The 13,434-nt window shown below is 27.7% G+C and carries 10 protein-coding genes; 2 read left to right on the forward strand and 8 right to left on the reverse strand.

Features of this window, described 5'->3' with window-relative positions; translation table 11 throughout:
* Nucleotide 1: 1 nt before the first annotated feature.
* The 8 genes from ACH5TW_RS05670 to ACH5TW_RS05705 all read right to left on the reverse strand — a co-directional run bounded on the left by ACH5TW_RS05670 (nucleotide 2) and on the right by ACH5TW_RS05705 (nucleotide 9,736).
* Nucleotides 2–988, reverse strand: coding sequence for a glycosyltransferase family 2 protein (locus tag ACH5TW_RS05670; RefSeq protein WP_439335524.1), 987 nt, complete (start codon nucleotides 986–988; stop codon nucleotides 2–4).
* Between the two features lie 3 nt (nucleotides 989–991).
* Nucleotides 992–2,218 (reverse strand): polysaccharide pyruvyl transferase family protein, encoded by a 1,227-nt coding sequence (locus tag ACH5TW_RS05675; protein ID WP_439335525.1) that lies wholly within the window; start codon nucleotides 2,216–2,218, stop codon nucleotides 992–994.
* Nucleotides 2,199–3,293 (reverse strand): glycoside hydrolase family 88 protein, encoded by a 1,095-nt coding sequence (locus ACH5TW_RS05680; protein WP_439335526.1) that lies wholly within the window; start codon nucleotides 3,291–3,293, stop codon nucleotides 2,199–2,201. The genes ACH5TW_RS05675 and ACH5TW_RS05680 overlap by 20 nt, the downstream gene beginning before the upstream one ends.
* 121 nt (nucleotides 3,294–3,414) lie before the next feature.
* Complete coding sequence (locus tag ACH5TW_RS05685) at nucleotides 3,415–4,539, reverse strand: glycosyltransferase (protein ID WP_439335527.1); 1,125 nt, start codon at nucleotides 4,537–4,539, stop codon at nucleotides 3,415–3,417.
* An 11-nt stretch (nucleotides 4,540–4,550) separates the two neighbouring features.
* Nucleotides 4,551–6,065, reverse strand: coding sequence for a lipopolysaccharide biosynthesis protein (locus ACH5TW_RS05690; protein WP_439335528.1), 1,515 nt, complete (start codon nucleotides 6,063–6,065; stop codon nucleotides 4,551–4,553).
* A gap of 5 nt (nucleotides 6,066–6,070) precedes the next feature.
* The gene (locus ACH5TW_RS05695; protein ID WP_439335529.1) at nucleotides 6,071–7,351 is read right to left on the reverse strand and encodes a nucleotide sugar dehydrogenase; all 1,281 of its coding nucleotides are present in this window, start codon (nucleotides 7,349–7,351) and stop codon (nucleotides 6,071–6,073) included.
* A 5-nt stretch (nucleotides 7,352–7,356) separates the two neighbouring features.
* Nucleotides 7,357–8,736, reverse strand: coding sequence for a nucleotide sugar dehydrogenase (locus ACH5TW_RS05700; RefSeq protein ID WP_439335530.1), 1,380 nt, complete (start codon nucleotides 8,734–8,736; stop codon nucleotides 7,357–7,359).
* A 4-nt stretch (nucleotides 8,737–8,740) separates the two neighbouring features.
* On the reverse strand, nucleotides 8,741–9,736 hold the full coding sequence (locus ACH5TW_RS05705) for an SDR family oxidoreductase (protein WP_439335531.1): 996 nt from the start codon (nucleotides 9,734–9,736) through the stop codon (nucleotides 8,741–8,743).
* 597 nt (nucleotides 9,737–10,333) lie between these two features.
* Here ACH5TW_RS05705 and ACH5TW_RS05710 point away from each other — a divergent pair.
* Together ACH5TW_RS05710 and ACH5TW_RS05715 are read left to right on the forward strand one after the other, a co-directional pair.
* Nucleotides 10,334–11,467 (forward strand): DegT/DnrJ/EryC1/StrS family aminotransferase, encoded by a 1,134-nt coding sequence (locus ACH5TW_RS05710; protein ID WP_439335532.1) that lies wholly within the window; start codon nucleotides 10,334–10,336, stop codon nucleotides 11,465–11,467.
* Nucleotides 11,461–13,404, forward strand: coding sequence for a polysaccharide biosynthesis protein (locus ACH5TW_RS05715; RefSeq protein WP_439335533.1), 1,944 nt, complete (start codon nucleotides 11,461–11,463; stop codon nucleotides 13,402–13,404). The genes ACH5TW_RS05710 and ACH5TW_RS05715 overlap by 7 nt, the downstream gene beginning before the upstream one ends.
* The last annotated feature ends 30 nt before the right edge of the window (nucleotides 13,405–13,434 follow it).

Raw genomic sequence — 13,434 nt, forward strand, 5'->3', positions numbered from 1 at the left:
TTTAAAATCTATTTTTAATTATTTTATGATAAAAAGCCCTAGGAAAATAGAATATAATATAAAAAATTTGAGGACTCTTTTTTAAAACAAAAAGTTTATCAAAGGTTTTTACCTTTATTTTTTTATGAAAAGAATTATTTTTTAAAAGTTTGTTCCATATCCAAAATTTATTCCAAAGACTATTTCTTGATAATATGTAGTAAGAGTTCTTTATTGAGTTTAAAGTTTCAGTTTTTATATATTCTTTGTGTTTAATATTATGAATCATAGTTTTTGCATAAAAATATATTAAAAAATTAGCTTCAACTAAATCTTTGATTTTATTAACGGACATTTTAGATGAAACAGCATTTTCTCTATTCAGGTTATAATTATAAACTATAAATTCAAAATTCATGAATTTTTTTGTTAATGACAATGCACGAATTAAAAACTCCTTATCTTCACAAAAAGATAAGTTTATATTAAATTTTAAATTATTCTCTTTAAGAAATTTATTTGAAAAAGAATATAACCAAGGATAAAATTCAACAGTTTTAGAATTGATAATAAAATCTAATCCATCTGTCGGTATTTTACTATTTTCAATATATATACTTTTATTTAAACTCTTATTTATGTATGATTTAATATAACCATATCTTAAGGCTTCCAAATCTTTAGTTTTAAATTGAGTATAAATTTCACTTAATATATCGGGATTTAACCAATCATCTCCATCTACAAATAAAATATACTCTCCAGTAGCTTTATCTATGCCAAAATTACGTGAACTACTTACACCACCATTTAATTTGTTATATAAAAACACATTGCTATATTTTTTTGTGTATTTACTTAATTTTAATTCTGTTGAATCTGTAGAACCATCATTAATAATTAAAATTTCATATTCATTAATTTCAATATCTTGATTCAATAGAGAGTCTATACATTTGCAAATGTGTTTCTCTAAATTAAAAACAGGTACAATAATTGAAAATTTCATTTACTAGATATCTTTTAAAAGGTCATTAAAAGCTTTATTTACCAATGTTTTTTGTTGTTCAATATTTTGTTTAATATCTAAAACTAGATTATCATAATTATTTAGAATAAAATTTATTTTATCTGATATAATATTAACTATTTCTTTGTTTCTCCATAATTCAGGATTATTTGCCTCAATTATTAAATTACTTTGATTTAAATTCTCACCTATTACGCCTCTATATTTCACACTGTATGCCAATGAAATTGATGGTTTTTCCATTTGAAATGTTGAAACAGATGCATGCATTCTTCCCGTAATAGTAAAAAGACCATTCCCTAAAATAAATCTAGCGGCACCTTGATAAATTTTGTCTTTGATAAAGACAAGACCGTCAATATCATTTATATAATTTTCAAATTCATTGAGTAGTTCAGCTTCATTTCCATGAGGAGGAAAGGTATGAGCAAGAAAACATATTTTTTTGTCTTTCAATGCTGGGTTTGACTTTATTACTGAAATTAACTTTTTGAAAGAGTCAAAATAATCCTCCTTATTACTAGTATAGTATTTACCAAATAAGCCTGAAATTACAATACATATATATGAATTGGGTGTTAACTTAAACTTGTTTAATATTTCATTTTGATATTCAATTGATTTTTGTAGCGGTAAATCTAAAAAAGCTAAATCCCCACTTAATGTTATATTTTTTTTAATTCCTAAATCATTTTTTAAATAATCGAAACAAAATTTATCTCTTGAATAAATTTTACAACGTTGAGCTAGTTTTTTAAATATTAACCTATTAGGTAAAAAATTAAAAGGACCAATGCTTTGTCCTAGCAGAACAACTTTGGTTTTATATGACCAAGAGTAAAATGATAATAGTAGTGGCCATACATGCTTTCCATAATACTCAGATAAATCATCTCCTCCTAAAACTATTAACATGTCAAAATTTTCAGCGCCTTTGTTAGATAAAATCCTTTTAAGGGTTTGCAGCTTATTAAAAACAGGGATGTTACTTCTTTTATTAAATTTATCTTTATCATTAAATACTTTTAATATAATATCTTCATTAAGTTCCTTAAGTATCTGATCATATTCTGCATATTTATCAAGGTCTGAATAAAATTCAACTTTTTTGTCTAACAAGTTATAAAGTTTGCTAATTGTTACAAGCCCCATCATACCAGAGCCGTAATTGTTTAAGTTTTTAAAATTTTTAATTAAAATTTTTTTCATGTAATATTATTTCGTTTTTAAATATGGACAATAGTAAACCTTGTGTTAATTCTGATTTATTATATTCTCTTGAATATAAATTAATATCTTCAGTGTCACCAGAGGTATAATCGACATCTCCTTTTTTAGTTGTTAAAGGCTTTATGAAATGATAAAAATTATTGAAATCTATTTCTTCATTTATAAGTGATAATGAGTAAAAAAGCATACAGGAAACTGAAGTGTCAATATGCCAGTTTTTTGAACTCCCCAAAAACTGACCCCAATAATGATTTTTTTTGAATTTATTTAAATTTGGTTTTAGAAGGTTAAGCTCTTTAACAAATAAATTGTATGATGAATTATTATTAGAGTTAGTGTATTTTAAAGTAGCAGAAATGGCAAGTAAATACCATCCCATACCTCTTCCCCAATTACAAGATCCCATTGGGGTATTTTTATTTTTTAGGTCAATTGCATGAAATGGTATTCTATCATCGTTTAAACCATTATTGATATAGAACGCAATTTGTTTATTTGATAATTCTATTAATTCACTTTTATCTAAAATAGTTGCGCATAAAAGTAGGAAAGGACAAATCATGCCTAATGTATCTACATATTGGTAATCTAGGTAGGGTCTGTAAAGAATTATTCCATATTTAGGGCTAATATTATTTATTAACCAGTTAATTATTATTTCACAGGCATTTTTATACTTAGAATTTTTATTTTTTTTATAAAGTTTAACAATTACAACTCCCATTGTAACTTGGTCAATATATTTGAGAGTGTTTTGTTTTTCAATAAGTTCAATTACAAATTTGTTTGTGATACTCTCCAAATAGAGTAATGTTTTTTCATCGTTTACAGAGTCGGCATAATCAAATATACCATTGAGTAGGTAACCCTTAGGAAAACTGTTCTTTAATCGGTTGTTTTTTTTAAGTTTTAAATTAATTTCCCTTACTAAAACTATAGGAAAGAAAGTATTATCAGCTAAAGACATTTTTGGTGTTTCATTTTTTGAAGAGATTAGTGCACTCTTCAAAACTTTCTCTTTGAATTCAAAATCAGGAGTGTTATTATTTAACATACCATATTTTCTAGTAATTTTTAAATTCAAATAAGGCTTTATCTCTATAATATAGAATATGAGTATTATAATTATACATATAATGAGTAGGAATACAAGTAAGGGTATTAACATAAAATATTTAATTTAATAATAAAGTATCAAAAAAGTTCTCAATTTCATTAATGTTATTTTTCTTTTGAAGATCTTCTGACCTTTTTTTTACTTTTACTTTGTAATTATTAATAGCTACAGTATTACTTAGTAATTCTTTTAAACCTTCATAGAGTGCTTCGTCAGAATTGTCGACTATTTTTCCGTACAAACCATTAACTAAAATTTCTTCCATACCAGCGCAATTTGTTGTAATAACAGGTGTCCCAAGTAATATGGATTCTGTAACGGCAGTGCTAAAGCCCTCTTGGTATGATGAGCAAACGAATAAGTCACACTTTTTAACATACTTATGTGGGTTGTTTTTAAAACCTAGTAAAGTAATATGATTTTCTAATTTTTCATTTGCAATTATGCTAGAAAGCTTTTCTTTGTGTTCGCCTTCTCCAATTAAATAAAAATGAAAGTTAAAATTTTCTTTAACCAGTTTAGCAAGTATATTAAATAGTCTTATATATCCTTTCTGATTTGCTAATCTACCAACCGAGCATAAGTTTATATTGTTTTTAGTTATAAAAGTTATATCGTCTACATTTTTGTTTCCATCTGAAATTATTAAATTAATGTCTACTACATTATGTATAACATGAAGTTTATTTTTGTCTAATGCTGGGATTTTTTTTTGTAAAGATTTTAAGGCTGTTTGAGAAACCCCAACAATAGCATCATATTTTAAATAAATTTCATTCATTTCTTTTTTAGATTTAAATAATTTTTCAATATTAAAACCATTTAAATCGACATGTACCCATGATACAGTTTTTGTGTGTTTTACATTACAACCACCTACAATACGTGTTGGTACGCCTTCTAAATACGCAACAATAAGGTCGTATTCATCCTTGATAATATTATTAAATAAATTTTTTGGACTGAATAATTTTTGTATCAGAGACCAACCTCTAAATACCTTTTTAAACACGTATTTATGCTTTATTCTATTTGAAAGAATTTCTTTATTAATACCTTCTTCAAATATTGTTAATAGTATTATTTGATATTTATTTACATCTAAACTATTAATCATATTTACCAAAACCTTTTCAGCACCGCCACCTCTTAAATCAGGATGTACAAATAAAATTTTTTTCATTTTGATAAATATTAGAGTGTTTTATTTAGGATTGGTACTTTTTGTATTGTAGATATTAATAATTCTTTTTCATACTTGGTCATTATAAATTTGCTAAATACAATGTAAATTATTGAATAAACAACTAAATTTAAAATTAGTACTAAAACATTCTTATTTGGTAAAAAGTAATAATTTATTAAATAAAAGCAAAGCGCAAGTATTAAAGAAAGAAAGATAGGACTAATTTCTTTGTAATACCTTTTCATATCTAGATTTGCTTTATTTATATAAAATGGTATTATTAATATTCTTTCAAGAAGTAAAAAGAAAACAGTGACAATAATCATTTCTAAAACTCCAAATTTTTGTACAACAAAAAAACCAATTACAACGCCTAATATTGTTAAACTTAAAAGTAGTTTACCTCTAAAAACTAATAAGTTTTTTGCTTCTAGAATATTATTAGCAAAGCCTTGACTTAAAGTAGGTGTCAAACCAAACATTATAACAATAGCGTAATAATAGGCCATATTATATTCTTCACCAACCCAAAAATAAATAAAATCTTTTCCTACAATAATAAAGCAGCCAAGAATAAATAATAAAACAAATAAGATAATTCTAGAAATTTTTATGAATAGGGATGTGAGTTCCTGTTTTTGTATATTGGATACAGTTACTTGCATTGCTCTAGGTAAAAAAACAGAGGAAATAGCTGATGAAAAAGCACCATAATAATTACCCAATGTGCTACCTACAGCATATATTGCTACAACTGTAGTAGAATAATAAAGCCCAATAATTAATTGCCCAAATTGCCATCTAAATAGATGAATTAAAGAAAACACAAACAGCCAGATAGAAAAACTTAATATGTTAACAAACATTTTCTTATCATATTTATGCATTTTTATTCGAACATTTAGTATTTTAAAAACTATGTATGCATTAACAAATATCATAATTATATTAAGCACAGTGTCCATTATAACTAATGAAACAGAGTCTCCACCATATATTAGTATTGCTAAAACCAGAACACTTCTAAATACATATTTGAAAATATTAATTGTTTTTGGTAAAATAAATAATTCATGTCCAAAACAAATACCTGCAAAAGCCCCTCCAGGAGCAGAAATAGCGAGGTTGAATACTAAAATTAGTATCATTAACTTGGCTTTTTCTAATTGATCTGAAGTTAAGGTTTCTCCATATAAACCTTCAAGATTATAATAAAATGTTAATCCTACAATGGTTACTAAAAGCGATATAAAAGCATACATTATAAAGCTATGTGCTAAAAAATTTTCTTCACCAATCTTATCTTTTGTAGCATGAAATTTTGCAACAAATCTAATAACAGTTTTATTAAGTCCAAAATCTAAAATAGTTATATAACCAATTAATGCTCCTATCATGGTATATAATCCATATTCCGCACTACCTAATGAACGAATAATAAAAGGTGTGAGCAATAATCCAACAATATTTGTTAGGAAGATGCTAACATAAGATAAAGCAGCACCTCCTTTAAGTTGATTCATTTTCATTATAACCGATTACAATTTAAGTCTTTTAAAACACCTTTAATATCATACAAAACTCCATTAGATTTTAATAAACTTGAAAAATTTTCTTTAAGAAAATCATTATGAGCTACACTTAATATTATAGCATCAAATTTGGTATTAGGTTTTTTTTGTATTGTATTCAAGTTATATTCTTTTTTAACTATTTTAGGATTTGCCCAAGGATCATATATAGTAACTTGAGTTCCAAAACTTTGAAATTGATTAATTATATCTATTGTTTTAGTATTTCTTACATCTGGACAATTTTCTTTAAATGTAATCCCTAAAATTAAAATTTCAGCTTCTTTAATGCGAATATCATTTTTAACCATGAGTTTGATAACTTCAGAGGCTACATATTGCCCCATGCTATCATTAACCCGTCTTCCTGCCAAAATAATCTCTGGAATATACCCTAGTTCTTGTGCTTTTTGAGCCAAATAGTAAGGGTCTACACCAATACAATGCCCACCTACTAATCCAGGTTTAAATGGTAAAAAATTCCATTTTGTTCCAGCAGCTTCTAATACAGCATGAGTGTCAATATCCATAAGGTTAAAAATCTTAGCTAATTCATTTACAAAAGCTATATTGATATCGCGTTGTGAGTTTTCAATAACTTTAGCAGCTTCTGCCACTTTAATAGTAGGAGCAAGGTATGTTCCTGCAGTAATAACACTGGCATATAAATTAGTTACTTTTATACCAGTTTCTGGAGTAGAACCGGCAGTTACTTTTAATATTTTATCGACGGTATGTTCTTTATCTCCCGGGTTGATACGTTCTGGAGAATAGCCTGCATAAAAATCTTTATTAAATATTAATTCGCTAATTTTTTCTAAAACTGGAACACATTCATCTTCCGTTGCACCCGGATATACTGTTGACTCATAAATTACTATATCTCCTTTTTTAAGGACTTTTCCAACGGTTTTACTTGCTTTAAATAGAGGTGTTAAATCTGGACGATTATTTTTATCAACAGGAGTAGGAACAGTTATAATATAATAATTGCAATCTTCAATGTCTTCTAAATTTGATGAACAAAATAACCCTTTATTTGTATTGTTGGTAATTTTTAAAACTGCTTTTAAAATATCTTTGTCTATTTCAAGTGTTACATCAAGACCAGATTGTAACTCATTAAGCCTTTGGTTGTTAATATCAAATCCAACAACAGCATATTTTGTTGCAAAAAGTCGTGCTAAAGGCAGTCCAACATAACCCAACCCAATAATGGCTATTTTATCTTTTTTCATGATTCTTATTGACCAATTGAATAATATATAAATCCTATTTTTTCCATTTCAGATTTGTCTAATAAACTGCGACCATCAAAAATGAAAGCCGGTTTTTTCATATTTGCGTATATCTGCTTCCAATTATAAGTTTTAAACTCATCCCATTCTGTCATTATAGCTACGGCATGCGCACCTTTTAAAGCATCATAGGGGGACGATGAAGTGCTTAAACCAGCTTCATTTTCTTGTTCTGTTCTGGTATTCAAATAGTTTAAATCGGTTTGAATTTTAACATAAGAAACTTTGGGGTCGTAAACAGAAACTTGAGCTTGTTCGCTTAGTAAATGATCTGCTACATAAATAGCAGCTGATTCTCTGGTGTCGTTCGTGTCTTTTTTAAAAGCCCAACCAAGCATACCAATGGTTTTTCCTGAAACTGTATTATATAAGGTTTTTATTAAACGATCTGAGAAACGTCTCTTTTGATGGTCGTTCATGATAATAACTTGCTCCCAATAATTGGCTACTTCATTTAGATTATAACTTCTAGCTATATATACAAGGTTTAATATATCTTTTTGAAAGCAAGAGCCACCAAAACCAACTGAAGCTTTTAGAAACTTTGATCCTATTCTAGAATCCATACCAATTGCTTTAGCAACTTCGTTAACATTAGCGCCTGTAAGTTCACATAATTCTGATATAGAATTTACAGATGATATACGTTGCGCTAAAAAGGCATTAGCTGTAAGTTTTGATAATTCTGAAGACCATAAATTTGTTTTTAAAATTTTATCATTTGAAACCCAACTACCATAAACTTTAGCTAAACTATCAATAGCTTCTTCAGATTCACCACCTATTAAAACACGATCTGGGTTTAATAAATCTTGAACTGCTGTTCCTTCAGCTAAAAATTCAGGGTTTGATAAAATATTAAAATTAATATCATTTCCCGTATTATGTAATATACTTTTGATAGCTTCAGCGGTTCTAACAGGTAAGGTTGATTTTTCAACAACTATTTTATCTGTTTTTGAAACCTCTGCAATATTTCGAGCACATAATTCAATGTACTTTAAATCTGCTGCCATCCCTTTTCCTTTTCCATAAGTTTTGGTAGGGGTATTTACAGAAATAAAAATCATTTCAGATTCATCTATAGCCTTATCTATATCTGTAGAAAAAAATAAGTTCTTGTTTCTTGTTTCACTTACAATATCTGCTAAACCAGGTTCATAAATGGGTAGCTTAGATAAATCTGCATCATTCCATGCAGCTATGCGTTCTGTATTAATATCTACAATCGTTACTTTTATATGCGGATTGTTTTTTGCTATTACCGCCATGGTTGGTCCCCCTACGTAGCCAGCTCCAATACAACAAATGCTGTTAATTCTCATAATTCTATAAATTTCCCCAATACCAAGTAACAGCTTCTTTTAAGCCTTTACTGATGTTGTATTTAGGTTTGTAATTTAATAATTCTTTTGCTTTATTTATTGAGGCCAATGAATGAGCGATATCACCAACTCTATTTTCTCTGTACTTGATTTCAACATCATTAATTTTTTTATCAAATTTAGATAAATAGGTTTTTAATAATTTTGTTAATTCTGTTAAAGTGGTTCGTTCACCGCATGCCACATTATATATTGTGTTTAACGCAGCTTCATTAGAAGTTGTTATGGCAAGTATATTCATTTGAATAACATTATCTATATAAGTAAAGTCTCTGGAGTAACTGCCGTCTCCATTAATTATAGGAGATTCATGATTAATAAATTGCTTTACAAAAAGAGGGATTACTGCCGCATAAGCACCATTAGGATCTTGTCTTTTTCCAAAAACATTGAAATAACGAAGACCTATAATATTAAAATTATATGTGGTATGAAAAATATTAGCATATAATTCATTTACGTATTTTGTTATAGCATAAGGAGAAAGTGGGGTGCCAATAGTGTCTTCTACTTTTGGAAGTGCTTCATGATCTCCATATGTTGATGAGCTAGCGGCATAAATAAAACGCTTAACTCCAGCGTCTCTTGCTGCAACTAGCATATTTAAAAAACCAGATATATTAACGTTATTAGTAGTTATTGGATCGTTTATCGATCTTGGTACCGATCCTAATGCTGCTTGATGCAAAACAAAATCTATGTTTTTACAAGCAATAGCGCAATCCTTTAAATTACGAATATCTCCAGTAATTAATTCAAAGTTTTTGTCCTTTAAAAAAGGAGTAATGTTTTCTTTTTTTCCTGTCGAAAAATTATCTAAACAAACAACATTTATATTGTTTGACAATAATTCTTCACACAAATTTGAACCAATAAAACCTGCCCCACCTGTTACGAGAATACGTTTATCTTTTAAAATTTCAACTTGCTGGTTAGTCATTTAAATATTGGGGGTTGATTAACAGTAGCAAATATTAAAAAAATAAATGTAATTAAGATAACTATTACATTAAGGTTTCGTTTTTACCGATGAAATTCAAGTTTTTGTTAAAATTATCGATAAAATATTTTTTTAGAAAAAGTTTAATGGATATTATGACTTGATTGCTGAATAATGAAACTAAAAAGCTAAAAATAATCAAAAATCGATGAGTTACATAATTTCACTTTGAACTAAATGATAAAATGTATTTAACCGTTTTTAAATACTCTTTTAGCGAATTACATAAATCAACAGATGGTACTTTAAAAAGTATTGTTAAATTTGTATCATCAAAACCAAGATTGAATTGATTAATAGCATATTAATTTAATAGTTTATTGATAATTAAAAAATAACATACAGACTTAATCTAACCCTCAATTTTAGATTAGACATATTTTAAATTATCATTTTTCTATTTATAAATTAAGTTTTAAAACTATAATTTGAAACAATTTTGTTTTATGTACCATAAGAGGAAAACCTTGAAAAATTTTAAAATTTAATTTTATTGTCTATGTGACGATATTGATTCGTTGTGTCTAAAAAAAGGGAATGCTAACAAAAACTAAAATATACTTATCGTCGCCTCACATGGGTGGATCTGAACAAAAGTTTGTAAATGAAGCTTTTGAAACGAATTGGATAGCTCCGTTAGGCCCAAATGTTGATGGTTTTGAGAAAGATATAGAACAATATTTAGGTGGAGATTCATATGTTGCAGCCCTTAGTTCTGGTACAGCTGCCATACATTTAGCATTACAATTGATAGGTGTTACTAAAGGAGATGAAGTATTATGTCAAAGTTTTACATTTTCAGCTTCAGCTAACCCTATAATATATCAAGGTGCAACTCCAGTATTTATTGATAGTGAAAAAGACACATGGAATATATCTCCCGAGTTGTTAGAAATAGCTATCAGAGATAGAATTCAAAATCATAAAAAACCTAAGGCCATTATAGCAGTACATCTTTATGGCATGCCTTATAAAGCAAATGAAATAAATTCAATAGCCAAAAAATATAATATACCTGTTATAGAAGATAGTGCTGAAGCTTTAGGGAGCACTTATTTTAATAGAGCCTGTGCTAACCTTTCTGATATAGGTATATTGTCATTTAATGGTAATAAAATAATTACTACTTCAGGTGGTGGAGCCTTAGTTGCAAGTGATATAGAAACCAAGAATAAAGCTGTGTTTTATTCTACACAGGCCAGAGATAATGCTCCTCATTATGAACATTCATCAGTTGGTTTTAATTATAGAATGAGTAATGTTTTAGCTGGTATTGGAAGAGGACAAATGGAAGTGTTAGATGAAAGAGTAGCTGCTAGAAGAAAAAACTATGATTTTTATAAAGAAAATCTAAATAAATATGATAGCATTTCTTTTTTAGAAGAACCTGATGGTTTCTTTTCTAATAGATGGATTACTTGTATTAAAACAGATTCATATATATCAAGAGAACAAATAAGGCTTAAATTATTAGAAGATGATATTGAATCTAGGCCTTTATGGAAACCTATGCATTTACAGCCTGTTTTTAAAGATTGTTTACATTTTACCGATGGTACATCAGAAGAACTTTTTGAAAAAGGACTTTGTTTACCAAGCGGATCGAATTTAAGTAAAAATGATTTAAATAGAATAATTACCCAAATATTGAAAACCCCCCACTTATGTTAAATAATTACTTTGTTTATCTTTCTCAAAAATATGCATCAAAATGGCTCGTGTTTTGTATCGATTTATGTATTATTTTATTTACTTTTTTTTCAGCTTATTTTGTTAGATTTAATTTTACTTTGAAATTTGATATTGATCAATTTTTACTTGAGTTACCTTTTTTAATTATTGTAGCCTCAGTAAGTTTTTTAGTTGTTGGTTCTTTTAAAAGTGTTATTAGGCATACTGGTTTTACAGATGTTGTAAACGTTTTTAAATCCGTTTTGTTAATGTCATTAGTTACTGCTTTTTTAGTTTATATAAATTTAAATTTAAATTTTGTTTCTGGGTTTACAATACCTAGATCGATTATAGTTATTCACGCATTTTTTAGTTTTGTGGCATTAAGTGGAGCTCGTTTGATTTTTAAAATGACATATAACTATTTAAAGCAGAAATATGTTGTTTGTAAAAAAGTATTAATTTATGGAGTAGGAGATTCTGCTATTGTAACCTACAATGCCTTAATAAATAATGTTAAAGAAAAATTCAATATTGTTGGGTTTATAAATGATGATTATATAAAGGAAGGTAAGTCTATTGATGGAATTTTAATACTATGTAAAAACAAGATTACTCAAGATTATATTGATTCTAATAATATTGATGAAATTATCGTGACTTCTGAAAAGCTTAAAAAAGACAACTTGATTAGTTTAGTTGATTTAAAGGTTAAAGTAACAAAGGTGCCACCCATTGAAAACTGGATTAATGGCGAATTAAATGTTAAACAAATTAAGCAAATTCAAATTGAAGATCTTTTAGGGAGAGCTCCAATACAAATTAATAATCCGAATTTAGTTAATGAGTTTACAGGTGAAGTTGTTTTAATTACAGGAGCGGCTGGATCTATTGGAAGTGAACTTGTTTATCAACTTTCAAATTTTGATGTAAAACATTTAATATTAGTAGATCAGGCGGAATCAGCATTATATGATGTTCAGCAAGATTTAAAACGTGGAGGAAAACATAATTTCACAGCCATTGTCGCAGATATTAGAGATGGTTTAAGAATGGATAATATTTTTCAAGAGCATAAGCCAACTATGGTGTTTCATGCTGCTGCATATAAGCATGTACCTTTAATGGAGCAGTCTCCATATGAAGCTATTAAAATTAATGTAAATGGCACCAAGCTTTTAGCTGATACATCATCTCGCTACAATGTTAAAAAGTTTGTTTTTGTTTCAACGGATAAAGCTGTAAATCCAACAAGTGTTATGGGTGCAACTAAAAGAATGGCAGAAATGTATATTAGTTGTTTGCAAAAGGAAAGTAAAACTAAATTTATTACAACTAGATTTGGTAATGTTTTAGGTTCTAATGGCTCTGTGATTCCTTTATTTAAAAAGCAAATTGAGAATGGAGGACCATTAACATTAACACACAAAGATATTACTAGATATTTTATGACAATCCCAGAAGCTTCTCAATTAGTTTTAGAGGCAGCAACTATGGGGAAAGGAGGTGAAATATTTATTTTCGATATGGGTGAATCTGTTAAAATATACGACCTTGCTAAAAACATGATAAAACTTTCAGGTTTAAGATTTCCAGAAGATATTGATATTAAAATATCAGGATTGCGACCAGGAGAAAAGCTTTATGAAGAGTTGCTAGCTAATGGAGAAAACACATTGTCAACTTATCATAAAAAAATAATGATTAGCAAGACAAGAGAGCTTGATTATGCTAGTATAAAATTTGAAATAGAAGAATTATGTATTACTAATCGTTTTCAAAATAACAATATCGTTATGAAAATGAAACGATTAATTCCAGAATATAAATCTAATAATTCGGATTATGAGCGTTTTGATAAGCGTGTTCAAATTTTTAAGAAAGTTAAAGGTGTTTTGGATAACAAATCAGATAAAACTACCTATAATAATTTATAATATTAAAAACAGTATTTTTCCCAAATAATT

Source organism: Thalassobellus sediminis, assembly GCF_044386045.1.
GTDB lineage: Bacteria > Bacteroidota > Bacteroidia > Flavobacteriales > Flavobacteriaceae > Thalassobellus > Thalassobellus sediminis.